This is a genomic window from Thermogutta sp. (assembly GCF_039793925.1).
GTDB lineage: Bacteria > Planctomycetota > Planctomycetia > Pirellulales > Thermoguttaceae > Thermogutta.
The window spans coordinates 1-26,784 of the sequence record NZ_JBAMME010000202.1 but is presented as its reverse complement, the minus strand read 5'-3'; the positions used below and the strand labels follow the sequence as shown (position 1 = coordinate 26,784).

General features: G+C 57.5%; 21 protein-coding genes. 10 read left to right on the top strand and 11 right to left on the bottom strand.

Annotated elements, in window-relative coordinates; translation table 11 throughout:
• Nucleotides 1–112 precede the first annotated feature (112 nt).
• Entirely contained in the window at nt 113–1,201 is a 1,089-nt protein-coding gene (gene lpxK / locus ABJK56_RS08040) for a tetraacyldisaccharide 4'-kinase (protein ID WP_347244147.1), read from the top strand.
• A 34-nt stretch (nt 1,202–1,235) separates the two neighbouring features.
• Here lpxK and ABJK56_RS08035 read toward each other — a convergent pair whose 3' ends face one another.
• Together ABJK56_RS08035 and ABJK56_RS08030 are read right to left on the bottom strand one after the other, a co-directional pair.
• Nucleotides 1,236–1,736 (bottom strand): TrmH family RNA methyltransferase, encoded by a 501-nt coding sequence (locus ABJK56_RS08035; RefSeq protein ID WP_347244146.1) that lies wholly within the window; start codon nt 1,734–1,736, stop codon nt 1,236–1,238.
• Nucleotides 1,737–1,742: 6 nt separating this feature from the next.
• Nucleotides 1,743–2,201, bottom strand: a complete 459-nt coding sequence (locus tag ABJK56_RS08030; RefSeq protein ID WP_347244145.1) for a PGPGW domain-containing protein — start codon at nt 2,199–2,201, stop codon at nt 1,743–1,745.
• A gap of 161 nt (nt 2,202–2,362) precedes the next feature.
• Here ABJK56_RS08030 and ABJK56_RS08025 point away from each other — a divergent pair, with 161 nt between their 5' ends.
• Entirely contained in the window at nt 2,363–2,725 is a 363-nt protein-coding gene (locus ABJK56_RS08025) for a cupin domain-containing protein (protein WP_347244144.1), read from the top strand.
• 254 nt (nt 2,726–2,979) lie between these two features.
• On the opposite strand, the gene ABJK56_RS08020 is transcribed toward ABJK56_RS08025, so the two are convergent.
• The 3 genes from ABJK56_RS08020 to ABJK56_RS08010 form a co-directional block, all read right to left on the bottom strand.
• A complete protein-coding gene (locus tag ABJK56_RS08020; protein ID WP_347244143.1) occupies nt 2,980–7,095 on the bottom strand; it encodes an SUMF1/EgtB/PvdO family nonheme iron enzyme in 4,116 nt (1,371 codons plus the stop codon).
• 594 nt (nt 7,096–7,689) lie between these two features.
• Complete coding sequence (locus ABJK56_RS08015) at nt 7,690–9,249, bottom strand: FGGY-family carbohydrate kinase (RefSeq protein ID WP_347244142.1); 1,560 nt, start codon at nt 9,247–9,249, stop codon at nt 7,690–7,692.
• Between the two features lie 59 nt (nt 9,250–9,308).
• Complete coding sequence (locus ABJK56_RS08010) at nt 9,309–10,973, bottom strand: fucose isomerase (RefSeq protein WP_347244141.1); 1,665 nt, start codon at nt 10,971–10,973, stop codon at nt 9,309–9,311.
• A gap of 496 nt (nt 10,974–11,469) precedes the next feature.
• Between ABJK56_RS08010 and ABJK56_RS08005 the strand changes: the two genes are divergently transcribed.
• The 3 genes from ABJK56_RS08005 to ABJK56_RS07995 all read left to right on the top strand — a co-directional run bounded on the left by ABJK56_RS08005 (nt 11,470) and on the right by ABJK56_RS07995 (nt 14,959).
• Entirely contained in the window at nt 11,470–12,012 is a 543-nt protein-coding gene (locus ABJK56_RS08005; RefSeq protein ID WP_347244140.1) for a shikimate kinase, read from the top strand.
• Complete coding sequence (locus ABJK56_RS08000) at nt 12,012–13,286, top strand: A24 family peptidase (RefSeq protein ID WP_347244163.1); 1,275 nt, start codon at nt 12,012–12,014, stop codon at nt 13,284–13,286. Before ABJK56_RS08005 ends, ABJK56_RS08000 begins: the two co-directional genes overlap by 1 nt.
• A gap of 257 nt (nt 13,287–13,543) precedes the next feature.
• Nucleotides 13,544–14,959, top strand: a complete 1,416-nt coding sequence (locus ABJK56_RS07995) for a sugar porter family MFS transporter (RefSeq protein WP_347244139.1) — start codon at nt 13,544–13,546, stop codon at nt 14,957–14,959.
• 27 nt (nt 14,960–14,986) lie between these two features.
• Here ABJK56_RS07995 and ABJK56_RS07990 read toward each other — a convergent pair whose 3' ends face one another.
• The 4 genes from ABJK56_RS07990 to ABJK56_RS07975 all read right to left on the bottom strand — a co-directional run bounded on the left by ABJK56_RS07990 (nt 14,987) and on the right by ABJK56_RS07975 (nt 19,240).
• Complete coding sequence (locus ABJK56_RS07990; protein WP_347244138.1) at nt 14,987–16,162, bottom strand: MlaD family protein; 1,176 nt, start codon at nt 16,160–16,162, stop codon at nt 14,987–14,989.
• Nucleotides 16,155–17,093 carry an ABC transporter ATP-binding protein gene (locus ABJK56_RS07985; protein ID WP_347244137.1) on the bottom strand — a complete coding sequence of 313 codons (939 nt, stop codon included), beginning with the start codon at nt 17,091–17,093 and terminating at the stop codon, nt 16,155–16,157. Before ABJK56_RS07985 ends, ABJK56_RS07990 begins: the two co-directional genes overlap by 8 nt.
• Before the next feature lies 1 nt (nt 17,094).
• Nucleotides 17,095–17,871 (bottom strand): ABC transporter permease, encoded by a 777-nt coding sequence (locus ABJK56_RS07980; protein ID WP_347244162.1) that lies wholly within the window; start codon nt 17,869–17,871, stop codon nt 17,095–17,097.
• A gap of 367 nt (nt 17,872–18,238) precedes the next feature.
• Nucleotides 18,239–19,240 (bottom strand): PmoA family protein, encoded by a 1,002-nt coding sequence (locus tag ABJK56_RS07975; RefSeq protein ID WP_347244136.1) that lies wholly within the window; start codon nt 19,238–19,240, stop codon nt 18,239–18,241.
• 317 nt (nt 19,241–19,557) lie between these two features.
• Here ABJK56_RS07975 and ABJK56_RS07970 point away from each other — a divergent pair, with 317 nt between their 5' ends.
• Nucleotides 19,558–20,112 (top strand): YqgE/AlgH family protein, encoded by a 555-nt coding sequence (locus ABJK56_RS07970; protein ID WP_347244135.1) that lies wholly within the window; start codon nt 19,558–19,560, stop codon nt 20,110–20,112.
• Between the two features lie 70 nt (nt 20,113–20,182).
• Here the strand turns inward: ABJK56_RS07970 and ABJK56_RS07965 are convergent, their stop codons facing one another.
• On the bottom strand, nt 20,183–20,482 hold the full coding sequence (locus ABJK56_RS07965) for a hypothetical protein (RefSeq protein ID WP_347244134.1): 300 nt from the start codon (nt 20,480–20,482) through the stop codon (nt 20,183–20,185).
• 59 nt (nt 20,483–20,541) lie between these two features.
• On the bottom strand, nt 20,542–22,608 hold the full coding sequence (gene tkt / locus ABJK56_RS07960; RefSeq protein ID WP_347244133.1) for a transketolase: 2,067 nt from the start codon (nt 22,606–22,608) through the stop codon (nt 20,542–20,544).
• 886 nt (nt 22,609–23,494) lie between these two features.
• Here tkt and ABJK56_RS07955 point away from each other — a divergent pair.
• The 4 genes from ABJK56_RS07955 to ABJK56_RS07940 form a co-directional block, all read left to right on the top strand.
• Entirely contained in the window at nt 23,495–24,301 is an 807-nt protein-coding gene (locus ABJK56_RS07955) for an NRDE family protein (protein WP_347244132.1), read from the top strand.
• Between the two features lie 430 nt (nt 24,302–24,731).
• On the top strand, nt 24,732–25,325 hold the full coding sequence (locus tag ABJK56_RS07950; RefSeq protein ID WP_347244131.1) for a peroxiredoxin: 594 nt from the start codon (nt 24,732–24,734) through the stop codon (nt 25,323–25,325).
• A 355-nt stretch (nt 25,326–25,680) separates the two neighbouring features.
• On the top strand, nt 25,681–26,349 hold the full coding sequence (locus ABJK56_RS07945; RefSeq protein WP_347244130.1) for an HAD family phosphatase: 669 nt from the start codon (nt 25,681–25,683) through the stop codon (nt 26,347–26,349).
• Between the two features lie 91 nt (nt 26,350–26,440).
• A partial coding sequence (locus ABJK56_RS07940; protein ID WP_347244129.1) for a HisA/HisF-related TIM barrel protein occupies nt 26,441–26,784 on the top strand: 344 nt, incomplete at its 3' end.

Sequence of the window (26,784 nt, the reverse complement as noted above, 5' to 3'; positions counted from 1 at the left end):
CTCTGGGAATGAGCGGATTGCACGCCGGTCTTTCCATTCTACGCATCAAAGCCGGAAAATTGTCGTGCTAGCACGTAAGGCTTTTTTCTTGCGACTTCTTTCAACGTGAGGCATGCGATTTTTTTCCGTCGAGAACTACTTGCAGATCATCAGCGGTCGGGATCGCAGCTTACAGGCGGCACTCCTTCGTGTAGGGCTCTGGCCAGCAGGAGCGGTTTATGCCGCAGCGATGGTGATTCGCAACAAAGCGTATGACTGGCACTGGCTGCGGACCGAGCAGGTGGAGGTGCCGGTGGTTTCGGTGGGGAATCTTACTCTTGGAGGAACCGGCAAGACCCCGTTTGTCGCCTGGCTTGCCCGATGGTTCCGCCGTCAGGGCGTCCGGGTGAGTATCATCAGCCGGGGATACGGGGCAGAGGAGGGAAGTCGCAATGACGAGGCCAAAGCCCTCGAATGGGCGCTCCCAGATGTGCCGCACCTTCAGAATCCCGATCGGGTGATGGCCGCTCAAACGGCCATCACGGAGCTCGAAACCGAACTGATCCTCTTGGATGATGCGTTTCAACATCGGAGATTGGCACGCGATGTGGATATTGTGCTCCTCGATGCGCTGCAACCATTCGGATTCGGGCACGTCTTTCCCCGCGGTATGCTTCGGGAGCCGCTCCGCGGAATCCGCCGCGCTCACGTGGTGATACTCTCGCGGGCCAATCTCGTCTCTGAGGAGTGCCGCGAGGAAATCCGGCAGGTGGTGACCAAGCTCCATCCCCGGGCCATTTGGGCGGAAATACGCCAGCAGCCAACGGCGTGGGTCAATGCAGCGGGGGAGGTACAGCCGCTCGACTCGTTTCACCCGGGAAAAATCGCGGCCTTTTGTGGCATCGGCAATCCGGAAGCGTTTCGACGAACACTCGAAGGATTGCAAGTGGATTTGAACGCGGGAGAAATGCGCTTATTTCCAGACCATCACCCGTACACCCGGGAAGATGTCGCCGATCTGACGCGGTGGGCTGAACAAACGAAAGCACAGGCGGTTGTGTGCACGGAGAAGGATCTGGTGAAAATCGGGCTTACACACCTGGGGAGAATTCCGCTGTGGGCGCTGCGGATTGAGGTAGCCTTTATGTCGGGACTTTCAGACGTGGAAGCCGCACTTCAGCCCTTGCTGGAACGCGTGGTCCGGCATCGGGAGGGCGTGTAATGGCCAGTGATGGGGGCACTCCCCTGTTGAAGGTTCATCCACGGGGATACTGGCGACAGTATTCATAGAGCGCAATGGCGGTCGCTGTTGCCACATTGTGGGCATAGGGCAGTCCGTAGACAGGGATTTCCACCACGTGATCCAGCATCGCGAGGATTTCCTCTTCGATGCCCAAACGCTCGTGTCCCACAACGAGGACGCATCGCCGTGGAAAGGTGAACTCGTAAATGCAGGTCGATTCAGTAGTTTGTTCCAGGCCGACGAGGGTATAACCTTCGCCCTTGAGCTTTTTCAGGACTGGTGGCAGTGTACGGTGAAACTCGATCTGAAGTTCGGGGCCTGTGTCGCGGGCAATTTCAGGAAGAATCCGCGCGTTGCCGCAACAAATGAGGCGCCGAATGCCGCAGCAACCTGCCGCCCGCACGATGCGAGAAAGATTGACGTTACTCTTCATAGGGGGACAGGCCACGATGAGTTCCCGCGGCCGTTCCAACGGAACCGGCTGCTTGTGACGTTGCTGAACGAATCGGGGCATTGGCGGTCAGGATGATTTCTCGGTGGGACTGCTTGACGGAGGATTATCCAAAGGGGTTGCGGATGTTTCCTGGGAAGCGGTTTTCGCTACCGGCGTTGTTTCCCTACCCCATCCCAGCATTGCTGAGCCCTGGGCGAGTCCGGCGTCCACGTAGCCTTTGAGGCGTTTGAGCAACCGCCGAGCCCAAGCGTACTCGAGCCCCAGGACCGCAAGCCCCAGAGGTATGACCACAGTGGCAGGTCCTGGAGCCACGATCATGATAACGCCCACCAGCAGGAGCGTTAACCCGACGATTGTAATGATGATCCGTCGGACCCAGCAAATACCGATACGCAACAAGAAGCGATCGGTCCAACTGAGAGAGGCCATCAAATCTTTGAGGCCGGCCGTCGGCTGGCCTTCGGGTGTAAATTCGATGTGCGGGGACTTCTGCCCGCCCAGGCTATTTTGCAGGGGTGTCCACATTGATATGTCCTTTCCCAGTGTTTCTTGCGGAATTTGCACCTATTGACAATGATAGAGCCAAGAACACCGTCTGTGACAAGGTGAGTGGGCCTGCCCGAAAGGTGCTCCTGGAAGCGCTGGAAAACACCGGCTGCTCTTTCCACCGGAGAGGAACTGGCACCATGGACGTGAAAAACCTCAATGAAGTTCCGGCCTTCATTACAAAGGATGGCTCCGAGATCCGCGAACTCCTCTCTTACAGGAATTCGTGCATTCGGAATCAATCTTTAGCTGAAGCACGGCTTCCCCCTGGAGGTAGTACGCAAGGCCACCATCACGTGAGAACAGAAGAGATTTATTACATCCTTGAGGGGTTTGCCCGAATGCAGGTGGGCGATGAAGTTCGCGATGTTGGTCCTGGGGATGCCATCGCGATCCCGCCTGGGGTGTATCATCAGATCACCAACACTGGGACGACCACGTTGCGTTTTCTGTGCTGCTGTGCCCCCTGTTATGAGCACGAGGACACGGTAATTGAGGCGTGAAGCCATTGACGATTTAACGGTCTAGAGAATGACACCCGCGCAGCACGGACGGCGAGTCGCATGCAACAGAATCGCCCTGTTTTTGAACATACCCCCTGAACTCTTGTCGCCGGGGCTTGTTTTGGACAAGTTGTATCCCTCAACCGGGCACTGCCGGGCTGAAGGGGCCTCCCAGAGTCTGTTCCTCTTATGGCGTGTCCTGGTAATTGGCGAATTCTGGGCAATGCACGGAAGCTGATCTCCAGGAAATTAGATCATGGACTCGCCGTTGACTGCGGCGAAGCCTCGGGTAATGCTTCGGCGATAACGCGAAATCCGACGTTAAAGAGTCGCGCATAAGGAGGATAGGCGAGGCGGAATGACGAAGTGGAACGTTTTGGGCGATCGTACCAGGAGCCACCACGCACCACCCGCCATCCAGATGAGTTTCTGCCATTTCGCCCATCGTTTTCCGAGTATGGATAGCTTTTGTAAAGGGAAAGCGTCCACTCCCACACATTGCCGTGCATGTCGTAAAGGCCCCAGGGATTCGGCTGATAGGACCCGACGGGCATCGACACAAGCCCCCCATCATTCCAGCGGGGGTCTTTGGGGATCCAGTCATCAAACGGGTTAGGATTAGGAATGATCCGCACCTGAATATAGGTGTCGATGACAAATTCGCTCAATTTTCTATCCGCTAAATTGGCATAACCGGAGAAGTCGTCATCCAGGGTGCCATACCAGAACGGTTTTTCACTTCCGGCCCGGCAGGCGTATTCCCATTCGGCTTCGGTGGGAAGGCGGAATCGAACTCCGTGACGTTTGGACAGCCAATCGCAAAAAGCCACAGCCTGGTACCATGTGACGCGGACGACGGGCTGCTCCGGTTGATTGAGGGGCAACCCATGAAAGCCAAATTGGTAACCGTGAAGGGACTCCACATGACTATCATGATTTGGATCAAATACCGCAAACTGGCGATTTGTGATCTCGTATGCGCTCATCCAGAAATCATGCGGGATTTGAACTACGCACGGCGGAGTTTCGTCGGCCTCCCCGGTCACACTCCCCATGACGAATTGTCCTGCTGGGATTTTGACCATCGGAATTGTCACTCCCGGTGCAATTGTGATCGCTCTTAGCCAGTCACCAAGTCTCCTTTGCCGATCTTGGGCTTCTTCCGCCGAGTAGGGCCAACCAGCGAGCTTGGGCACGGCCATGTCGTGGCGATGAGTGTGTGTTTTTTCGGAACGTGCAGATGGAATGAGATCACCGACGGGCTCCAATCCGTTTTCTTCCATCCTGGAGCGTTGGGACGGCTCAATCTCTGTTCCGAAAACAGTTATGGTGGGAATCTCTTCCCAGTTATCATCCATGCCGGTGTATCGTTTGCGCATTTCGCGAGCACGGGCCAGTAACGGCTCCACCGCCGGGCGGCCCACAATTTCCGACCAGGTTCCGTGATAGGGAGCATTAAGGTCGATCCAGGTGTACAGTCGATCCCAGGCTTCTCGTGGCAACTGAACCCCGTAATGGCCTTTTTTAAGCATTTGAATGAGTTCAGTTGTCGCCGCGTGGTATTCCATGGGCGAAAGAAGATGAATATCACTTTCAATCCCCGGTCGTCGCACATAGCGGTGCAAGTTGGCGTAGGCTATTGAAAATCTTCCCCCCACTTTCTCCGAAACATGCCCAGCGATAGCCGATGACCAACCTCTGAGGGGGACGTTTCCCCTCAGATCCAAAGCGTTCGATTGCCCGGGGTCGCCGTTGTGGCAAGATACACAGTAACGATCCAAAACGGGTTGCACTTCCCGAGAAAAGCTGAATCCTCTGGGCGGACCATACCAGGGATCGATGGTGGCGGGTGGTTGTGAGAGAGCCCGGGTTGCCAGATTAGGAACCGCCTCGTTGGGGTGTTCATGACAACCGATGCACGAGAGGACCTCCCCTGGCATCGCCGTGAACCAACTCCGCATGATTTGCAAGGCACGGCCTTCCGCATCCAGGGGTTGCACAGCGATTGGGGTGTAAGCCGGCACTCGGAACAAGGCCGAACCATCCTCGTGGACTGGAACAGTGCCCAGGATTCGTTTGACATCCCAGGGACCGTCCATCCCCACCGCTCCCAGCAATCCTCCCATTCCTCGAAAGCTGAATTCGTAGCTAATCAGTCGAAGTTTCTTAACAGTGCCGCGAGGGATGTCCTTTAACCCAGGTCCCCGGTACACATCAACGAGGTAAACGAGCGCCTCTTTTTGAGAACGATCAACGCGATCAGGAATAATCGGCGGCCGACGACGGGGAACGAGCGGAATCGGCTCAAGCAGGGCATAACCCGGTTTTTCCCGAATAAGAACCAAGTTGCCGAACACGTCGGCCAGGTAAATTCCCCATGGCTGTTCGGGTGACGGCTTGCAACTCACCAGGAAATAGTTCTCATTCAGTGGCCACGGTGTCAAGAACTGCGGCCAGACTCCATCAACTAGTTCATCCCGGATGACAGGTTCCACTTTGCCATCAGGCGGTGGAATCTCGTGCACGACACCCTGGGCCTCGTGCCGCCCTACCGCCGGATCGATGACCATGAGTCGTCCCGATCGTCGCACCCCATGGTGACCACTGACAATGCCCACTACCTTCGTCGGATGGTTAGGGATCGCACGAGCGTAAAAGAATGAATTGGGAAAATAGCTATTGCTTCCATAATACGCCATCTGATTTGTTCCATCGGGGTTCATGGAAAAGAGAATCCGGGAGTGCGCATGGGGAAGGTCCGTGTATTCCCAGCGTAGATAGAGGACTCGCCCATTGTTGAGGAGGCTGGGATGCCAATTGTGTTCCTGATCCACCGTTAATTGTCTGATCGATCCATCAGGGTCCAGACGGTAGATATTGGTCACGTGCGAGCTCCCATAGACGCAAGGAACTCCCACGAAAGGTGCGGTGGAGGTGAAAATGACGCGATCATCGGGAAGGTAGCAAGCGTCGTAGTTGTCGACATCGGGTTCCCGAATGAGCGGCAATTCCGTGGCTCGACTGACACACAATCGCCCATTCTCGCGTTTCAAAAAAAGCTCGAAGACCTGAAATCGGTTGAACGACCCCGGCATTGAGACGAGGAGCTTCTGGGCATCAAAGTGCACATCAACATCGCCCACGTAGCGACCGTCAGATGGCTCAAACAAGTGCTGAGGTGGATCGTTTACCCGACGAGGTGAAACCACACACAAGCGATTGTCATACCCCGTCGGGGGAAGACTGGAGTGACTCTCCCAGTTTGCGGGCAGTCCTAGATTTGGCTCCTTTCTCTCTACATAGAGAAGCTCATCGAAGTCCAGAAGAGGATTGGCATCCACAAGGGCTTGTCGTTGCAGTTCCAGGAACGACCTGCGAACCTTCGCGATTGATTGGCTATCAACGGAACTTTGATTTCGCAAGTCATCACAGGCAGCCACGAGCTCGTTCAACCTTTGCTGAAAAATCTGACCCCTTGGGTACCGTTCGCCAAAACTGGTCATCAAATCTTCGATAGCGGCTCTCAAGGCCGACAACTCTTTGACGGTCGGGATCTCAGAACCTGTGGATAAACCCGTGACGAGGGGCTGTTCTGGCCACTCCACCCATTTTGTCCTATCGGAAAGATAGTCAAGAATGTTGCAGGTCAGTTGTTCCAGGGCTTTGCGATGGACATTGTGCGCGAGCGAATAATTCGGGATTCGCCATCCAAGGACGATAATCCTCCCTTTCCCTAGGCGGTACTCAACCAGAGGGTTTTCGTCGGCGTAATTAGAGCGGGCCAGAAGCCGTCCAGCCAAAGGGCGTGGGCTTTTATAAAAATCCGCGAAGGCCGGATACCCACCAGACGTGAAAAAAATGACGCCGATTGGGTTAGAAGGCAAGCTCGCAAAAACGGGATGATCTTTCACAACAGGGACCAATGCCGCCTGAAAGCTATCGTGTCCTGGCGCCACTATACGCATGGACGCGGTTTCCAATCCCATCTCAACCACCAACCGCGCAGCGACTCCTGACAGAAAAAGTCCCTTACCTTCGGCAACAAAGCCGCGTAAGGCCTCCACAGTCCCGGGGTTTTGGAGATCGGCAGGAAGCGTTGACAAATCTCCCTGATGGCACCACACGACATCGAACTGGGTCAATCGCACGCTCTGTTTTTGCTCGTCGACAAATCGTTCTGGTCCCTCGAGATAAATGGGTTGGCAATTTCGGAGTGTCTGGCAGCAACGGAGGGCGGCTTCGCTCTCCTTCATCAGTGGTGTTCCGGGGCCTTGTGAAACCAGGAACGCAATGCCTGCTGCGAGACTCACCTGTCCCACCCACGCAAAGGCAGAGGCCAGAACACTCAAGATTAACCCGCGCCCGATCATCGATCTTGCTCCTGGTAAGAGAAAGAGCCTCCGCGAACGCATACATTGCCAGAGCGAAAGCGCGTTTGCTCTGGCGCCTGTCAAGTCTAATAGGCAACCGCACGGCAGTAAATCTCATCAAGAAACTTCAAGCACTTCGCTTTGCTTCTCTTTGCCGTCCATGAGAGGACCCACGAAGGTTCCGGGAAGACTGTTAGTTGCAGGGTGTGCCGGAAGATCGATTTTGCGTGTTGTTGCGTGAACTTCTGCGGTGCCATTGAACAGATTTTCGTGTGTCCCAACCACGACCGGCACTGAATAGTGTGTCACAGCGTCCTGTCATTCGGTGATACGTCCATTCCTGTGGATCACCTAAGCAAACAAACAATGGGTGAGCCCCATACAGATTGAAAACCGTCGATCTTCCGCGTGTTGATCTGTCGGCCAACGAATGGCAGCAGAAATGCGATTGGGCACCGCGATGAGACGGCAGAACACGCAGCCCTACGTAGGGGCGATTGATAAATCGCCGTTATCGTTTTCGCCTAACGTACGCCTCGGTCTCTTTACCTGGAGGTGGAAAAAATATCTCCAAGCGCGTTGACAAACGCTGCGTCATCCACGCAATCGGGCGAGTTCTTCTCGGAAGCGGGCAAGGCCCTGGCGGTAGTTTTCCGTCCAGGCTGGATTGGGCTCCACCGTGCCGCGGAAGCGCACCATCACGGCAACGGCGTCGGCCACGGTGAATTTCTTACGAATCCCTTTTTGCTTCCGCAAATATGACTCCATCGCCGCAAGAGCCGTTACAGCCGCCCCCAGTGCCGGCCCCTCTTCGGATTCCAAACGAAGAAGTGGCCGATTGAGCACCGTGGCCAGGATTTCGCACATCAGGTTGCTGCGGGCAATTCCGCCGGAGACGGTGATCCGGGTGATCTTCTGGCCGGCGTCCTCGTGTTCGGCAATCGCCAGCGCGATGAGATAAGCGATGGCTTCGAGGGCTGCTCGGAATCGATGGCCCATTTCCTCGGGCATGCGTGGGATCCAGCGAAGCTGTGCATCTTTCTGAGAGACGCCGAGGGATGGCTCGGGATTCACGAAGGGGAGGACGAGAACACCGTTGCAACCCGGCGGGACGTTCCGCGCTGCTTGTTCGAGAGCGGCCCAATCGGGTTTGGGACCCACCACCTGGTCAAGGAATTGGGCCCCGTTATTGTAGCATCGCATCCACAGGTAGGGGCCCCAGTTGAGCCGCATGACATCGAGCTGTCCCCGCTGCGGTCGCTCTTTCGAGGAGCTGTTGACCACAGCAGAATTGCCCAAAATAACTGCGACCTGGCCGGCATCCACGGCGCCACCGCCAACCAGGCCGGCCTGCTGATCGTCGGAAGTGGGAAAGATGAGCGGTCGAACGCGGGGCGGCAGACCGGCCTGAATGGCCACTGCTTCGGAGAGCGGTCCTACAGGTGTGTAATGATCGATGATCTTGGGAAGTTGTTTCCAGGCCAGGCGGCGGTATTCCTCGTTTTCCAGCGCGTCCAGCATTTCCCGCCGCCACTTGTTAGTGCGGAGGTCCATGATGCCAGAGGATGCTCCCACAGAAACGCTGCAGACGTCGAAATTGCCGGTGAGATATCCAGCCGCGAGCACTCCGTGAGCGGCGATGCGCCGAGTCCGACGCCAATCCGCAGGGCTGAGGTGAACCTCGTCTTTGACCAGGTGGCTCAGGCCGTAACGAATGGCCCAGGGGCCGCCGATGAGTTCCTGAACGCGCTCCTGGCCGCCGAGCCGGGCGAGCCCTTTGGCGTGATATTCGGCCAGGGTTGCGTCGTTCCAACAAATGGCCCGGCGGACCTGATTACCGAGGGCATCGATCCGCGCGGAGGTGTGATGCGTTGCCGAAATGCCACCGGCCACCCAATCCTTGATTCGCCCCAGGCGGGTTAATTCGGCGGCAATCGCCCGCACGGAAGCATAGGCCTGGCCTTCCAGTTGCATGACGTTGAGTTCCCGAATTCCAGTGGCGGGGCTATCGCCGAACCAGATATCGGTGGGCAAACGAACTTCCGCCAGCACATGCCCTTCGGTATCGAAGGCCAGGCATTTGACTCCCCCGGTGCTGAAATCCCATCCTGTGATGACGGCAGTTTTCTTGACACACTGGAGCCCTTCTGGCATGGCAGTCCACTCCTTCCCACACGATGTTTCAGCTCAGAATGTTTCCCCTCATGAGCAATTCATGCCCACGGCTTGCCATTTTTGCGGGTTCCGCACATGTTGACGCGGATTCCCAAGGCGTCCGCCATGGCGGCTTTGGCCAGGGCCGCTTCGTCTGCTGCATCCGCATCTTCCGCATAAGCGACCTGCACGTGATTGGCCTTGTGTTTGGCCATGAACTGATCACGCGTGATGCCATAGGTGACCGCGTGCATGATAGGCCACTGAGGTGTGGTTTCTTTCCAGCGGCGTTCGGTTTCTTCGGGTGGCAATTCCACCACACCCGCTCGACCGATGTCCATGCAGAGGCGACCATCGTCAATGTAAACCCGGGACCACACAATTTCGCCCGGCTTGGAAATCCCTTTGAGTGTTCCCCCACCGAGGCGGAAGTACATCGGGGGCTGGCGTTCACTGGAGGCCCCGGCCCAGCCTCCGATGAAATGGGCAGGAGGAGCCGAGCCGCTGATGAGGAAGACCCACACGTAATCCTGCACGGTTCCAGAGCGGTCCCAATCGCCCCAGCGAACATCGTGGAGCGTGGTCTCCACCGGTTGGCCCATCGCCTTGTGGACGCGGTAGGTCATCAGCGCGTCCAGTCCTGCGCATTCGTCCACCTCATTGAAGTGTGGGAGCGGTTCCCCTTCGTAGAGGATCCGTTTGCCGTCACGGCTTTTGACGGGAGGCCGGTCGGAATTGTTGAGCATCCCCTCCACCAGATCGCTCGCCGGTAAAAGGTCCTTAAGCCCCTGCTGATACTGAATGCCGATCGTATCGCAGCCGAAATCGTCGGCCAGCCGCAACGCGGCAATGTACATTTTGCACTGGGTGAGGACCTGATCTTCGGTGAGGTCCGTCTCGGGGTTTGTACCGAAGACGAATTTCATGCCCCGATCCACCATCCACTGAAAAACTTCGCGGGCTTCCGCATCGCTGACCTGAGTGGTTTCGTAATAGAGGGTGGACTGGCTGAGCCGTTCCTTGAACACACCGAGCGGCATGAGGAGCTCGTCCGGGATGATGGCGTTGTACATCCCCATGCAGCCTTCATCAAACACGCCCATGATCGATTTCTTCCAGCGCAGTTCCTCCGCCAGTGCCTGGCCCAACCGCTTGATGGAGCTCGGAATTTTTACCTTCTTAAGCGGTGTCACGTGTTTGAGCGGATGACGCACCTCACCTTTTTCCAACCAGGTGGCCAGTTTTTTGCGAAATTCCGGAGCGGAGAAATTCTCGCTCCATAAGGTCGAATAGGGCTTGCCCGCCTTGGTCAAGCAGGCATTGAGGTTGAGCATCCCCACCAGACCAGGCCATTGGCCGGACCAGTTGGCTACGGTGAGGATCGGACCTTCGTGACTGAGAAGGCCCGCCAGAACGTGGTGCGAGTACTGCCACACGGCCTCGGCCACGATGAGTGGCGCTTTGGGATCGATGTTGGCAAACACCTCCATGCCCTCTTTCTGAGAGCTGATGAAGCCGTGCCCTTCTTCCGGCTTGTAGGGGTGGGCACGGACCAGCTCATAGCCTGCTTCGCGCACCGCTTCCGCGAGAGCCTCTTCCATAGCTTTTTGAGCCGGCCAGCAGACCTGGTTGGCCGATAAGCGAAGATCCCCACTGGCCACCAGAAAGACCTGTTTCCGTTTGGCTTTTGGTGGTTTGGAGAGTTTAGGCAATTGATAAGCCATAACGGTGACTCCTTGCGTATGCGAGACCACTCCCGTCCGCGAAGATTATTTCCCGGAGATAGACGTTGTTTGAGCTTTGGCGATTCATGATAGCCTTTTATCTCTATCGCGAAAAGAACCCGGGAAAGACGATCTTCGCGGGTATTCCCCTCTCCGTTGGCACGGTGTAGACGGCTTGTTTGTCAAGCTGCCTAGAATGCGGCGCGCCGCCGTGCAGGCAGGGGATGTTCGGAAAGCGGAATCAAAGCGGCTGAGAGAAAGCGGGGGCCGGCCACGTCCAGGCTGGCGAAGTTCAGCTTGGTAGGTCACGCGCATCGGCCTGCCTCTGGAACTCGGACTGACAAACGTCTCCCGAGCAGTGCGGTTGGGGGCGTGCTTTGTCGGCAAAGTTGGCCTATTTGGGGTGGTGGCCGCTTGGTATCATAGATGGGTTAGATCGAACGGACGACTTCTTGATTCTGCGAATCGAGCGCGGATTCTGCGGCTGCGTTGGACAATGAACATCATTCTGATCGGTTACCGAGCCACGGGAAAAACGACCGTCGCGCGACTTCTCTCCGAGCAACTCGGCTGGCCCTGGGTGGATCTAGACGTGGAGATCGAACGGCTGGCGGGCAAATCCATCGCCCAAATCTTCGCCGAAGACGGGGAGCCGGCCTTTCGGGATTTGGAATCCCAGGTGGTGGCCGACTTCTGCGCCCGGCCAGGCTGGATTATTGCGGCGGGTGGTGGGGCGCCGTTGCGGCCAGAGAATCGCCAGGCCATGCGCCAGGGCGGAAAGGTCTTCTGGCTCACCGCCACTCCAGAGACCATTTATCGGCGAATGACCACCGACCCCACGACGGGAGCGCGACGCCCAAACCTGACGGCCCGCGGCGGACTCGACGAGATTGTTGAACTTCTCGCTAGACGCGAACCCATCTATCGAGAAACCGCTGATTGGGTGATCGATACCGAGAATAAATCCCCGTTACAGGTTGCAGAGGAAATCCTCAAGCTTTGGTCTGCTGTCAGGGACGATAAAGGAATGCATCCGTGATGTGGGCGGCCCTTTCATTTCCCGTCCAGATGATTGTGCTGGTGGTGGTCGGCGCGCTTCTCGGATCGCTCGCCACCTGGGCGGCCGATCGTCTGGCCTGGGAATCCCGTGCGGTTTCCCTGTGGAGCCGCGTGGGTCGGCTGGGGCCACGTCATCCGGTCGCGTATATGCCGATTTTGGGCTGGTTCTTTCAAAAGACTCCTCCAGATGGGCAGGGGCGCTGGTCGTGGTTGCGACCCTTTTGTGTGGAGTGCCTCAGTGCCGCGGGACTTCCCTGGCTTTACTGGTGGGAAGTGTGTGAAGCGGCAATTGTGCCGGCGGGCGTTCTTCCGCCGCCATTTCGGGTCCTTTTCCTGGTATTCATCAAGCACACCATCCTCTTGCTGTTCATGCTGGTGGCCTCACTCATCGACTGGGATGAGAAAGTGATTCCCGATGCGGTCACCATTCCTGGAACACTTGTGGGTCTGACTCTGGCCGCCATTCTGCCTGCCGGTCACCTGCCGGTGCCGCAGGAGAGGCCGCGGCCTCCGCTGCTTCTGGTGAATGTCCCTCCCCCAGGACCGATTCCGGCAACCTATCTGAAACTCACGTCGCCTTCACCCTGGCCGAAGACGCTGGATGGGCAGCCTCACGGCCATGGCCTGAGTTTGGGCTTATTTTGCTGGTGGCTGTGGTGTTTTGCCCTGATGCCCCGGCGCTGGTACCGCCATCGGCGATTCTGGAAAGCCGTGCAGTTGATGTGTGCGCGGCTTTATCGGTCCCAAGTGACCGGGGGACTTTTGGTGATGGGGTTCATCGGGACGGCCGTGATCCTGTTCGTATGGATCCTCGGGGGAGAGCCTTGGCGCTCGCTGCTTTCGGCTCTTGTGGGCATGGCAGCCACGGCGGGCCTGACGTGGATCGTGCGGATTGTGGGAACGCTGGTCCTCGATCGAGAGGCGCTCGGGTTCGGTGACGTGACCCTGATGGCGATGATCGGATCCTATCTGGGCTGGCAACCAGGACTGATTCTCTTCTTTCTCGCCCCTTTCGCGGGACTTGTGGTGGCGATCTACATCATTGTTCGCCATCAAGAGGTGGAAATACCCTATGGGCCGTTTCTTTGTCTGGGGGCAGTGGCGACAATCGTGTTTTGGAGAGACGTGTGGGGGTTTGCATCGCTCATCTTTGAACTGGGTGGGATCCTGCCGCTTTTGCTGGTTGCGCTGGTTGTGCTTCTGGCGTTCCTCCTTTTGGTGATTCGCCTCATCCGCGAAGGATTGAGGATTTAGTACCGCGCTGTACCATCCTTCTCTGAGACATAGGTGTCATGTAGTCACGGTTGTCCGGAATCACAACGGTCTTTCGCGTCGATAACGGGTCAGGCCCACCAGTGCTCGCCCTGGTTCACCGAGCGGACCGATTGTTATTCATAATTATCTCTTCACTTGCACATAACAAACAAAATAGTACCATAATGCCAATTAATGTCCTGCTTAGGCGACCACTCGTTTTCGGTTGGAAACTCTTTCTCCCGAAAGGCCCCCCTATGATCGCTCACGTTCAGAGTAATTTCGGGGCGGAGCCTCCGCCCTATCAGGGAAGGACGGGCTACGTTTTGCTGCTCACCGTCGTCGCCGCGTTGGGTGGTCTGCTGTTTGGATACGACACGGCCGTCATTGCGGGGGCCATCGACTACCTCACAGAGCACTTTCGGCTTTCGCCGGAGCTGAAAGGCTGGGCGACCTCGAACATCCTGCTCGGATGTGCCCTCGGTGCGGCGGTGGCGGGGCCCCTCGCGGATTACCTGGGCAGGCGCTGGGTCCTGGTGCTGGCCGCCATTTTCTTCGCCATTTCCGCGGTCGGAACGGCGATCCCGGCCACCCTCACGCAATTTGTGCTTGCTCGCATGCTGGGAGGCCTGGCGGTTGGGGCCGCCGCCATCGTTTCGCCCCTCTACATTGCCGAGATTTCCCCTGCTCATCTCCGGGGAAGGCTGGTGGCCCTTCAGCAGATCGCCATTATTTCGGGGATGGTCGTGGTTGCTGTGGTCAACTGGCTCATCGCGCTCCAGGGGGATCACGCCTGGAATGTGGTGACCGGGTGGCGCTGGATGTTCGGCTCGGAAACGCTGCCCGCCGTACTCTTCCTTGCTTGCCTGACCCTGGTTCCGGAAAGTCCCCGCTGGTTGATCAAGATGGGCAGAACGGAGGAAGCGCTCGCCGTACTCACCCGACTGGCCGGCGCCGAGCGGGCAAAGTGGGAAGCCGAGGATATCCAGCGTACGGTGGCTGAAGAAACCGGCCGATTGAGTGAACTTCTCCGGCCCGGCTACCGGCGGATTCTCGTGATCGGTGTCATCCTTGCAATCCTCCAGCAGGTCACCGGGATCAACGCCATCGTTTATTACACGCCGAGCATTTTTCGCAGTTCTGGCAGCACCGACATCTGGGCCCTGTTCTGGACTATCATCACGCAGGCCGTCAATCTGAGCTTCACCTTGGTGGCTATCGCTGTGGTTGATCGACTGGGGAGAAAACCCCTCCTGCTTCTCACGTCAACAGCGATGGGCATTTCTCTTGTGCTTCTGGGTTGGGCCTTTTACCGGCAATTACCCAACGCCTGGGTTGTGGTATTCATCCAGCTATACATGGCGTCCTTTGCAGTGGGGATGGGGCCGGTGGTGTGGGTTGTGCTTGCAGAAATGTTTCCCACCCGAACACGTGGCCTGGCGATGGGGATTGCCACGGTGGCCCTTTGGTTGGCCGACTTTCTCATCACGCAGACAGCCCCCATGATGTACGCGGCGTGGGGCCCGGCGTCGGCATTCTGGACGTACGCCGTGATGTGTGTTGCCTGCCTGGTGTTCGTCCTGCTGTTTGTGCCGGAGACGAAAGGCAAGACCCTGGAAGAAATCGAGCGAAGCTTTTTGGGTCTGGGAGTCGCTGCGAGCCGGAATCGCTGAATCAATTCCTTGTACGCGACGGCAAGCTCAACGGAAAGCTCCGGGCAGGATGGAGAACCGGCGTCCCGTCTCTGCCTGGGGCACCGGAACGACTGCAGATTCTTCTTCACCGAACGAAGGAATGTTGGGCAGACCCTTGGTTCCTGCCTGACGTTCCAGGGCCCCGCGGACGCCCAGCAGTTCGGGATGGCGGGCAATTTTGTCGCTGAATACGCGGAGATCACTGATCACCGGTCGAAGATCCTGCGTTAACTGCTGGACGTTGGTCATGGTACGGTCGAGTTTCTGATAGAGCGTGGGATCCCGTACCAGACGGCCAAGGGTGGAGTCTTCGCGATTCAGGGTTTCGCTGAATTCGGCGAGCTGGGTGGTCACACGCTCCAAATTCTGTAAGCTGGTGTCCAGCCGCCGGACCATGGCAGCGCCGTTTTCGGCCAGCGGAGCCGTCACCCCGCGGAGGTTGGTTAAATTTTCTCGAGCAGCGCGAATGGTCTGGTTGGCTTCGTCGAGGGTGTGACGAAGATCGTCCACTACCTGGGGGACGCGGCTCAACGTGTCCTTGAGCCTCGCTTTCAGTTCCGGGTCTCCCACGATGTCATTGGCGTTACTGACCGTCTGCTGGGCAACCGTTACCGTTTTGTTAGCATTGGCAAGAAGGTCCTTCAATTGCTGTTCGTTATCCGTGAGAATCCGATTGACGGAGCGAACCGTGTCGCCCAGATCGGCCGCCGTTTGATTCACTGAGTTGATCGCGGTCACCAGCCGTTCCTGAAGATTGGTGAGAATCACGATGGGATCGGGGGGGACGATTCCCTGCATGACATCGCCTTCCTTGAGAGGTTCGGGAGACGCCTTGGGGTCCGGGGAGAGGGAAATCTCCAGTGTGGAATCGCCGAGCAGGGCCCGATTCAACCGGCATACCTCATTGTGGCGCAGCACGTACTTGCGTTCGACACGGGCGGTGACAAGTACGTTTCCCTGGGGCGTCAGTTGCACATCGGTCACGTGACCGATGACAATCCCGCTTTTTCGCAGGGGGGAGCGTTCGGCGACGCCGGGAGCCTCGGGGAAGCGGATATAAATCGTGTATTCCGACGGAAAAGGCCAGCGCCATTCTCCAAACGTAACCAGGAGAATGGCCGCAATGAGAATGGAGGCCAGCACCATCACCCCGATGCGGAACTGCATAAGCCGTTCATCCATGGGCTGACTCCTCCACGCGCTGCATGTGATTGTTTTCTTCGCGAGCCATTTCCATCAAGCGCTCGCCCGCTTCGCCACGAACAAATTGAATGACCCGACGATCGTTAGCTTTTTCGATTTCTGCGGCCGGGCCATCATACAGGATCTGGCTCTCTCCGGGTTTGAGGCGCGCAAGGGGATAAAGCATGACGATGCGGTCGCATACTTTCATGGCCGTTCGCATGTCATGCGTGACGATAATGCTCGTGACAGGATGCTGGCGACGAGTGCGGAGGATGAGTTCGTTGATCACATCGCTCATGATGGGATCGAGTCCGGTGGTGGGTTCATCATAGAGCATCAGTTCTGGCTCCAGAGCGAGGGCCCGGGCAAGGCCCACCCGCTTCCGCATCCCGCCTGAAATCTCTCCCGGCTTTTTTCGAAGGACGCTGAGAGGAAGCCCCACCTCCGCCACCCTCGCCCGAACGATGGCCTGGATTTCCTCTTCACTCAATTGCCGGTGTTGGCGAAGGGGAAAAGCAATATTTTCGCCGATCGTCATGCTGTCAAAGAGGGCTGCGTTTTGGAACACGAAGCCCATCCGCGTGCGCTGCTGGGCCAGTTCCGCGGCATTGAGGCGGAAAAGGTCCTGACCGTCGAAGAGGACTCGGCCACGGCTGGGTCGCTGGAGGGCCACGAGAGTCTTCAGGAACACCGTCTTTCCGCAGCCGCTTTCTCCTAGAATCGCCACCGTTTCCCCACGCCGTATCTGGAGGGAAATATCCCGCAGTACCGTCTGGCGGCCGAAGGTCACCGTCAGGTGGTCCACTTCCACCAGGACGTGGCCGTCAGTCGGAGCGACGGTGGCTGTCGGGCTGACGTGGGTTTCTGTGGCATAGGTCATGACGACTGACGAACGTTGCTTCTCCGGAATGTCACTCGGCAGTCTCACATTAAATCAATCGCGGGCCCTGGGGAAACAGCACGTTGTAGAGCGCATCGAAACCGATTCCCAAAAGCAGATCCAGAAGCAGGATTGTCACGAACGAGTGGACAAACGCATAGGTGGCAGCGCGGCCGACGCCTTCCGCACCCGGATCACAATGAAAGCCGTGGTGGCAACCGATCACGGCGATGGCGCCTCCGAAAAACAGCGTTTTGGCTGTTCCCGAGAACAGATCAAACCATCCCACATAATTCGCAGAATTCTGAAGGTAATAATAGGCGTCGATGCGGAGCAGGTAAACGCTGTAATAATAACCCCCAACCACGCCCATGAAGTCGGCCACGAGGGTCAGTGCAGGAATGAGCACCAGGCAAGCGAGAAACCGAGGCACGACAAGGTAGTGAATGGGGTCCGCTCCCATGACGGCTAGGGCGTCGATCTGTTCCGTTACCCGCATTGTGCCCAACTCGGCCGCCATGGCACTGCCCACCCGACCCGCAAGCATGGTGGCGGCCAGCACCGGACCCAGTTCCCGGACCAGCGACATATTGATGACCGCCCCCAGCCGGGTTTCCAGGTTAAGCATTTTGAACTGCGCGTAGCTCTGCACGGCAAGGACCATCCCCACAAAGGTCCCGGTAAGAGCCACCACTGGGAGGCTGAGCACCCCGATCTGATAAAAGTTCCAGATGATCGTCTCCCGTCGGGGGCGCCTGATGACAAGCCAGCGGACCGTCCTCGCGAAAAACAGCGAAATACTCCCTAGCCCGACGATCCAGTCCATCGTTCGGGCACCGACATCCGCCACCCACTGCGCAAAATTGTTGAGCATCCCCCCGGGAACGCCGGGGAGTCCGTTGGGCGAACGTACTGAAGCTGTACTCACCGCGTGCCTCCGAGAGAGCCTGGACTAAATACCTGGCCGAAACTCGGCCTTTTGGTGCGCAATATCCCTGCTCTCTCTTCGACTTTATCGAATCTACCGCTTGAGCTAAATGGAAGGGCAGGGCCGATCACGAGGACCGCGGTGGCCTTCAAACAGAATTACCGAGTCGACTTGCACGGCGCAAATTTTCTAGAGTGTCTGTCTGATCGTAGTGCCTGCTGGATCGCAAAGGACTTCCCAGCGAATTCGGAAAAATGGGACTTGTTCAGGGCAGCGAAAGCGGAGCCTCAGCCGCGTAGCTTTCGTAAAGTTCGGCAACCTTCGCATCCGCGGCACGCCCCTTGTGGAGGATCACGCGATAGCGGAGTTCGATGCTTTGTCCCTTGTCCAGAGTGTAAGCGCCACTGACATCGGAGCGACCAACAAAATCATGCCAGCCGAACGGGTTGGCCGCGAACAGGCCGTAGGTCCGCACGTGCCAGTAGGTAGGAAACCGGAAGCTGCTGGGGTGATTGAGCACGGCGATTCCCACGATTTCGCCGTCCACAGGCCCAGAATAATCAACCCATTTCGCTTTCTTTCCCCACGCGTCTTTGTCCTCCTGGCCTTCGCTATTAACGATCTTTCCACCTTTTTTCGCATCGACAGTTATTGAGTCGGCCACGCGAAGCCCGAATGTCCCTTCTTTGGTATCGCCGAAGGTAACACTGGGCGCAACGGCTGTTAAACGGATAGCAAAATCGATGACACGATTTTCACCAAGCGGGAAAAAGACCAGTTTGCGGACGTCGTTCAGGAGGATCGTTCCATCAGGTGCGACCCAATCATTGCGGGTGACGACGACCGCTTTGGTACCCCCTTCGAGCGTGACAAACTCCCGGTGAACGGTCTTGCCCCGGCCGGGCGCTTCCTCCCAAAAACTGATGCCATTAACATTACCGTGTGTGAACCACAGGGAGCGCTGGTGGGGGTGGTCGTGTTTCTCCCCTTCCCCGGGGCCCATGGGCCATTCCCGCGTGACTGGTTTGCCGGTTGGGCCGATGATTGGCCAAACGTAGGGCTTGAACTCCCCATCTGCCACATAGGCTGCCCAAAGCTGCCCGTTTCCCAATATTGCCACCCCGTGGTCGGTCTTCTGAACGGAAAAAGTCACAGTGGATGACGCCTCTTTGCTAACCCCACTTCCTGGGAGTATTATAGCGGCCATTAATGGTATCGCCAAAACAAAATCGCGCCGCTGGCGTCGGGAGAAGTTGCTCTCACTCATGGAAGTCTCTCCTTGATCCAATAAAATAGACCCCAACTTTACCCCGTAACTGACAGAGATTGTAATCCACAGCTGGAGGCAATGCCATCAAGTGGGTCGCGGCGATGTCAAAGGGCTGCCGCGCGGTTGCCGGTGTAAAAGCTGGGGTCAAATCTGACGGGAATGACTTCCTGCCAGAAACGAGATCTGTCCAGGGTAAACTAAGATCTCTGCACGTATGATGAATATAGGGAGGGACCTAGCTTGGTGAAAATTCAGAATGGGGCGAGTCCCTTCTTTGATAGAGCGGTTCGTCTTCAACTGGGAGGGTGCAACCGATGGAATCACTGCAAGGCCATTTGCTTGCTGCTTCGCCATATCTTGTGGATCCCAATTTTGTGGGGACGGTGGTACTCATCATTCAACACAACGAGAACGGCGCGTTTGGCGTCATTCTCAACCGACTTCACCCCAAGCGGATCAAAGAACTTTGGGCGGAGGTGTCAAACACCCCCTGCGTCAACGACCGGTTTTTGAATATTGGAGGACCGGTGAGCGGCCCGCTCATGGCTCTCCATGATTCACCCGAACTGGCCGAATTGGAGGTCATCCCGGGCGTTTACTTCTCACTCCAGCGTCACAATCTGGAGCGCTTGATGACGGAAGAAGGCCACGAAGCCCGGGTGTTCCTCGGGCATTCTGGTTGGGCAGGCGGTCAACTGGAAGGAGAATTGGCCCAGGGTTCCTGGCTGGTAGCCAAGGCCACGAAGGATCTCGTATTTCCCGAAAACGAACGGGAGCTGTGGAAAAGAGTGGTCTTTTCGATTGGTCGAACGATCCTTGTCAACGCCCTCAATTTGAAGCATCAACCGGCTCATCCGTGGCTGAATTAAAGCCTTTGGGGCCCACCACGCCCTTTTTCCCTCATCCCGCTTTCATCGAGTGGCGATTCTCTCGTCGATTTCAACGAGGATTTTCACGAGTGGCCAGCCAAATGGCGAGTCCTGCGTAAAAAAGGGCCAGCGCCAGGGGATGCCCGGTAGTGAGAAGCCAGATTCCGCCTCCCACCATGAGCGCCAAGCCCAGGCCGTTTTGGAAAGCAGGGGTCAGAATTTCTCTGCTTCGGCCGAATAATCGCGAAGACTGCTGTGCCAGGTGGTCGCGGAGCTGTGCGCGTAAACGGGCAAACTCCCGCCACAGTCGCCGGAATGACGACTCATGCCGCGTCTGGTCCTCATTTCGCTGAGTTTGTGGCGAAGACATCCGGGGGATCCTGAACGCCTCAGGCCCCGGTCGAAGGGAGCCTCCAACCTATCAGCCTATCAAGCCTGGCCAAGGGATTTTTTGGCGGCTGCCGCGACATTTTCGGGCGTGATTCCGAAGTGTTTCATAAGGACTCCCGCCGGTGCCGAGGCCCCGAACCCTTTCATTCCCACGAAGATCCCTCTGGCTCCAAGATAGCGCTCCCATCCCTGGGAGATACCGGCCTCCACGGCCACGCGGGCGGGCACCTCCGGTGGAAGGACAGACCGGCGGTACTCCTCCGGCTGGCTTTCGAAGAGCTCCCAACTCGGCATGCTCACGACCCGCGCGGCGATTCCTTCCTGGGCGAGCAACTCCCGGGCAGCCAGGCACACGGCCACTTCGCTGCCTGTCCCGATGAGGATCACGTCGGGAGGCGATTTGGAAGCCTCGGCCAGAATGTACGCCCCGCACGCCAATCCGGCCGCAGATCCGAGTTGGCTTCGGTCCAGGGTGGGAAGATTTTGCCGGGTGAGAATGAGGGCTACCGGATTGCGACGCATCTGCAAGGCCACACGGTAGGCTTCCGCCACCTCGTTGGCGTCAGCCGGTCGAATGACCACCAAATGAGGAATCGCACGCAATGCCGCCACATGTTCCACCGGCTGATGGGTCGGCCCATCCTCGCCCACCCCGATCGAATCATGCGTGAAGATGTACAGGACGGGCAATTCCATAAGGGCGGCCAGTCGGATGGACGGCCGCATGTAATCGCTGAAAACCAAAAATGTCCCCGCGTAGGGACGCAGGCCAGTGAGCGCCAGACCGTTGCTGATCGCTCCCATGGCGTGTTCACGGATGCCATAGTGAAGATTCCGTCCGGCGTAATTATTTGCCGCAAAATGGCCCGCGTCTGGGAATGTGAGAAGCGTGTTGTTGGATGGGGCGAGATCTGCCGAACCCCCGATCATCCACGGGATGTGTTTGGCGATGGCGTTGAGCACTTTTCCGGAGGACGCCCGAGTGGCCAATCCTTTGGCATCAGCGGGGAACGTCGGGATTTCACGGTCCCAACCGTCGGGAAGCTCCCCATTGATGATCTTTTGAATTTCGTCGGCCTCTTGGGAATAGTTCTCCGCGTATCTGGCGAAAAGGGCCTCCCACTGCTCGCGGAGCTGCGGTCCCCGCGTGCCGATTCCCATACGGAAATGTTCCAGCACTTCCGGCGGCACAAGGAATTTGGCGTCCACCGGCCAGCCGTAAAACTGTTTGGTGAGCCGAACTTCTTCCTCGCCCAGCGGAGCCCCGTGGGCCTCGTGAGTATTCTGCTTGTTGGGCGCGCCCCAGGCGATGATGCTCTTCACGATGATCAGCGTGGGACGCTCGCCGGCAGGGTTGAACTGCTTGAGGGCGCTCCGCAGAGCGTCCAGATCATTAACGTCGCCCACACGGTGAACATCCCAACCGTAAGCCTGAAAACGCGTGGCCACGTCTTCACTGAACGCCAGAGAGGTGTGGCCTTCGATGGTGATCTGATTGTCGTCGTAAATCCAGCAGAGGTTTCCCAATTTGAGGTGACCGGCCAGCGAAGCCGCTTCGCTGGAGATGCCCTCCATCAGATCGCCGTCACTACAGAGCACATAAATCCCGTAGTTGAAAAGGTCGAATCCTGGTCGGTTGTACCGTGCGGCGAGCCATTTTCCAGCAATAGCCATGCCCACACTGGTCCCCGCCCCCTGACCCAGCGGACCGGTAGTCACCTCGACGCCGGAGGTATGCCGGTATTCGGGATGGCCGGGGCAACGGCTGTGAAGCTGCCGGAATTGCTGGATGTGCTCGAGAGGAACTGCCAGTTCGCCAGTGGGTCGGCCATTCTCGTCCACCTGCTGGACCTGCGCCAGGTGGAGGAGCGAGTAAAGGAGCATCGACGCATGCCCACAGGACAGCACGAACCTGTCCCGATTGATCCAGAGGGGATGTGTGGGATCGTAACGAAGAATTTCGTTAAAGACGACATATCCCACGGGGGCCAGTGCCATCGGAGTGCCTGGATGGCCGCTCTTCGCCGCCTCCACGGCGTCCATGGAAAGTGTCCGAATGGTGTTGATTGCGAGTTGCTCGATCGAACAGGTGTGGGTTTCCGCCATTGTCACTCCCTGAATTTTCCAGAAAGTTGCAAAACCTGTGTTCCCGCAATTTGCTCAATCGATGTATCAGGTAGGCACGTCGTCGACAGCCCCGGTGACGGGCGCTGGTTGGACATGCAACATGATGCGTGACGATAACTGGTGTTTCTCCGCGCCGGCAATGCGCGGATCGACCGGCCGGATCGCAAGCTCGGCGGCGATTTGGCCGAGAAACCTTGAAACGTCCAATTTAGGGAGGAAACTTCACAGCGTCAACGCAACGGGGCATGAAGTTGGCTCCGCCGCGACGAGCATGCTCGCTCGCCAAGCACTTTTTGCTTGCCCCCATATCGAGGGGTTTTCATTTGAGTGAAAGACATTATCTTGAGAGTTTTATGGGGCTTTGGGTCCAGAAAACGTCGCACAAGACGGGGCAGACGGGGCGACCTTGAGAGTATGTCGTCGGGTGCCGTTCCAGGTTCCCGTAGGTGGTGGCCGTCGATAGCGAAGGGAACGGGCAAGTACTCCAAGCTAGGTCACATTCTCCGTCCGGCCATTTGGGAAAGCAGGAACGCTCAACCCGCGGCGCGTGTCTGGCGGAAATTTTGTCGGCCTGTTCGCGGACAATGTTGCCCGGGAAGTCGCCGACGAATAATTCAATAGGAGAGCTTGTGTCTTAAACGAGTCACCACTGGGTGTTATATTATCCCCCGCCGCCTGCCCATTCGCCGGAAAGTAGTTCGCTGGGGGCTCGGCCAATTTCGGGGCATGACCGGGCGCCAGGCTGCCAAGGGCGGGCGTCGGATCCCCAATAAAGAGGGGTTTATAGACGCTTCCTGGGAGTGAGGGGTCAGAGTCAACGACGGTCTTGGTCTTTGGAACAGCGACGGGAGTGTGGTGAGACGCGATGTGTATCCTGGCTTTGCAGTATCAAGTAGCGAAAGACGCACCGATCTTAGTAGCACACAATCGTGAGGAGGCTCTTGATCGGCCGAGTCAGCCGCCACGCATTCAGTCCGGGCGACCGCGTGTGGTCTGTCCTGTGGACCGAAAAGCGGGGGGCACCTGGCTGGGAGTCAATCAGCATGGGCTGTTCGTGGCGGTGGGCAATCGGCCCAAGCGGAATGTACCCCTGGAGCCCATTTCTCGCGGCATCCTATGCCGAAAATTGCTGGGATTCACGAACGCACGGGACGCTGCCCAGTACGCCGTGGAGGAGCTTTCCACGGGACAATACATGGGTGCGAACTACATCTGCGCAGATGCCAACTTTGCTGCAGTGGTTTATGGAGGTGACGAGATCCGGCTGGTGGAACTTCCGCCGGGGCTTCACATTTTGACCAACGGCGACATCAACGACCCTAACGACCCCCGCCAGGAATTTGTGCGGCGGCTGCTCACGTTACAGCGGCTGGATTCGGCCGTGGCGTTCCTGGCGGTGGCCAGCCGAACTTTCGCACGCCGGTGTGACGCCAACGGGAAATGGGGTGTCGTGTTTAGCCGGGGCAATTTCGGAACGGTCAGTTCCACCCTCCTTTCTCTTACCAAGAAGACGCACCACTCCATTCTGCAGTACTCGGCAGGGCCGCCGGACCAGGTTCCGTATGAGGATTACTCGGCCCTGTTACGGCAGGTGCTGTCGAGCGATCGTGCGGCGAGGGCCCAGATGGCCAAAAAGGGTGTCGCCTGCCCGCCGCAGACTTCCGGCGCATGATACGCGGATCCGGCGCGAGATCCCGACGCAGCCCGCTAAGCAAAAACGCCGATTGCAACGGAGCAATCGGGTAAGCCCTCTGCGAACTGTCGCTAACTAGAAACGTTTGCAACGTGTCGGCCGAAATGTCCGGGGTGTCCAGGCGACTGCCCCGGGCATTTTTTTGCGCGCTTGGACCTTGGGCATCAATCGTATCTTGTTCTCTTGTCGAAACTTATGACTGTCTCCTAATTGCCGCGGGATCGGGGAAGCGAATTTTTTAAAAGATCGGCGGCCAACCGAGATACACTATCCCTTGACTCAATATTCGAACTGATATGATTGAATGATCCCGGCAGCGGTGTCGGGACGAAAGCGAGGGTTGCTACGCCAAGGGATGAGCTCTTGGCCGATGTTGGGTTCGTTCTGAGGTGAAGAGGAGGTTCAATTTATGGCGGTGCTCGTATCGAAGGAAGCCCCTGATTTCAAGGCGATGGCCGTTATGCCGGATGGTTCGTTCAAGGAAATTTCTCTCCAGGATTACCGCGGCAAGTACGTGCTCCTGTTTTTCTGGCCACTGGACTTCACGTTCGTCTGCCCCACCGAGATCATCGCCTTCTCGGATCGGGCAGAGGAATTCGAGAAGCTCGGAGTGCAGATTCTCGGTTGCTCGGTGGACAGCCACTACACCCATCTGGCCTGGCGTAACACACCGCGCAGCCACGGCGGTATCGGCCAGGTCAAGTATCCGCTCATTGCCGATTTGAGCAAGAAGATCGCCCAGGACTACGACGTGCTGCTGCCAGACGGTGTGGCCCTCCGGGGGCTGTTCTTCATCGACAAGCAGGGAATTGTCCGGCACCAGGTGGTTAACGACCTTCCGCTTGGCCGGAGTGTGGATGAAGCCCTCCGCGTGGTCAAGGCATGGCAGTTCTACGAACAACACGGGGAAGTTTGCCCCGCCGACTGGCAAGAGGGGAAACCCACGATCAAGCCCGATCCCAAGGCGAGCCAGGAATTCTTCTCGAAGGTTTACAAGGACTGAGCGCCCCCCTGCGTCATTTGCCGCATTGGGTTCGATTAGGTGATTGATCGGAGAAGGGGCGGCGTGGTGAGACGCTGTCCCTCCCCGAGAGTGAGGACTGGCGATTCTACGACGTCCTGCGACGACCTCGCCTGCCCAGGCGGGGTCGCTTTGTTTTTAGGAGAAAAGAAGTCAAAATGAAAGATTCGCAAAAGCTGATCGCACTCCGGGTAGGTTTCGTGCAGTTGTCGCTCCGCTCGGCGAACATCTCAGTGCGAAGGGTACGAGATATTTATGGCCCATGCGTACTGCTGGGGGCGAGGCTTCGTGCGACACCCCGACATCAAAGCGGCAACAGGAGAACCGGATTACGACGATGGACAAACTAGCCGTTATCTTCGATATGGATGGCGTGCTCATCGACTCCTATCATGCGCACTTCGAGAGCTGGCGAATGATTGCGGCGGAAGAGGGGCTCCAAATCACTGAGGAGCAGTTTGCCGGGACTTTTGGGCGGACGAGTCGTGAAATCATTGCCGCTTTGTGGGGACAGCACACACCGAACGATGCCAAGATTCGGGAACTGGACGAACGAAAAGAAGCGGCATTCCGCGAACTGATTCGGGAGAATTTCCCCATCATGCCCGGCGCGCCAGAGCTTCTGGAAGCCCTCCATCAGGCGGGATTTGCACTGGCGATTGGCTCATCCGGGCCACCGGAGAATGTCGAGTTGACCGTGCAGAAACTGGGCCCCGCCGCTCATTTTGGGGCGATCATCACAGGCAAGGACGTGACCAGGGGAAAACCCGATCCCCAGGTGTTTCTTTTAGCGGCGGAGCGTCTGGGCGTTGATCCCCGTTATTGTGCCGTGGTGGAGGATGCACCGCCAGGGATTGAGGCGGCCCATCGGGCGGGCATGAAGGCCGTGGGGTTGGCCAGCACAGGGCGGACGAGAGAAATGCTCGCAGCGGCTGATCTGGTGGTATCCTCTTTGAAGGAACTGTCTCCGGAGGTATTTCGCAGGCTCATTTTGGGGAAAGAATGAACAATGAAGTCGGGGCAGTGAATGAATGATGGGTTGTTGCCCATCCATATGGATGGCAGTAGTTTTTCGGGCTCGATGAGCAGAGGTCGCCATGTTGGCGAAGCGTGTGATTCCGTGTCTGGACGTTGATCGTGGTCGCGTCGTGAAAGGAACCAAGTTCCTGAACCTCCGCGATGCCGGTGACCCCGTGGAAGTGGCTGCGCGCTACGAAGAAGAAGGTGCAGACGAGCTGGTGTTCCTGGATATCACGGCCAGTCACGAGGGCCGGGAAATCATGTTGGACGTCGTTCGGCGGACGGCAGAGGTGGTTTTCATGCCCCTGACAGTCGGTGGTGGGATCCGGACCCTGGAAGACATCCGGAAGTTGCTTAACGCAGGGGCCGATAAGGTTTCTATTAATTCTGCTGCCTGCCGCAATCCAGACTTTGTCTATCA

What these genes read in the sequence shown, in the direction of transcription:
- lpxK (WP_347244147.1), top strand. Translation starts at nt 113, where the DNA reads ATGCGATTTTTTTCCGTCGAGAACTACTTGCAGATCATCAGCGGTCGG.
- ABJK56_RS08035 (WP_347244146.1), bottom strand. Translation starts at nt 1,736, where the DNA reads ATGCCCCGATTCGTTCAGCAACGTCACAAGCAGCCGGTTCCGTTGGAA.
- ABJK56_RS08030 (WP_347244145.1), bottom strand. Translation starts at nt 2,201, where the DNA reads ATGTGGACACCCCTGCAAAATAGCCTGGGCGGGCAGAAGTCCCCGCAC.
- ABJK56_RS08025 (WP_347244144.1), top strand. Translation starts at nt 2,363, where the DNA reads ATGGACGTGAAAAACCTCAATGAAGTTCCGGCCTTCATTACAAAGGAT.
- ABJK56_RS08020 (WP_347244143.1), bottom strand. Translation starts at nt 7,095, where the DNA reads ATGATCGGGCGCGGGTTAATCTTGAGTGTTCTGGCCTCTGCCTTTGCG.
- ABJK56_RS08015 (WP_347244142.1), bottom strand. Translation starts at nt 9,249, where the DNA reads ATGCCAGAAGGGCTCCAGTGTGTCAAGAAAACTGCCGTCATCACAGGA.
- ABJK56_RS08010 (WP_347244141.1), bottom strand. Translation starts at nt 10,973, where the DNA reads ATGGCTTATCAATTGCCTAAACTCTCCAAACCACCAAAAGCCAAACGG.
- ABJK56_RS08005 (WP_347244140.1), top strand. Translation starts at nt 11,470, where the DNA reads ATGAACATCATTCTGATCGGTTACCGAGCCACGGGAAAAACGACCGTC.
- ABJK56_RS08000 (WP_347244163.1), top strand. Translation starts at nt 12,012, where the DNA reads ATGTGGGCGGCCCTTTCATTTCCCGTCCAGATGATTGTGCTGGTGGTG.
- ABJK56_RS07995 (WP_347244139.1), top strand. Translation starts at nt 13,544, where the DNA reads ATGATCGCTCACGTTCAGAGTAATTTCGGGGCGGAGCCTCCGCCCTAT.
- ABJK56_RS07990 (WP_347244138.1), bottom strand. Translation starts at nt 16,162, where the DNA reads ATGGATGAACGGCTTATGCAGTTCCGCATCGGGGTGATGGTGCTGGCC.
- ABJK56_RS07980 (WP_347244162.1), bottom strand. Translation starts at nt 17,871, where the DNA reads ATGGACTGGATCGTCGGGCTAGGGAGTATTTCGCTGTTTTTCGCGAGG.
- ABJK56_RS07975 (WP_347244136.1), bottom strand. Translation starts at nt 19,240, where the DNA reads ATGAGTGAGAGCAACTTCTCCCGACGCCAGCGGCGCGATTTTGTTTTG.
- ABJK56_RS07970 (WP_347244135.1), top strand. Translation starts at nt 19,558, where the DNA reads ATGGAATCACTGCAAGGCCATTTGCTTGCTGCTTCGCCATATCTTGTG.
- ABJK56_RS07965 (WP_347244134.1), bottom strand. Translation starts at nt 20,482, where the DNA reads ATGTCTTCGCCACAAACTCAGCGAAATGAGGACCAGACGCGGCATGAG.
- tkt (WP_347244133.1), bottom strand. Translation starts at nt 22,608, where the DNA reads ATGGCGGAAACCCACACCTGTTCGATCGAGCAACTCGCAATCAACACC.
- ABJK56_RS07955 (WP_347244132.1), top strand. Translation starts at nt 23,495, where the DNA reads ATGTGTATCCTGGCTTTGCAGTATCAAGTAGCGAAAGACGCACCGATC.
- ABJK56_RS07950 (WP_347244131.1), top strand. Translation starts at nt 24,732, where the DNA reads ATGGCGGTGCTCGTATCGAAGGAAGCCCCTGATTTCAAGGCGATGGCC.
- ABJK56_RS07945 (WP_347244130.1), top strand. Translation starts at nt 25,681, where the DNA reads ATGGACAAACTAGCCGTTATCTTCGATATGGATGGCGTGCTCATCGAC.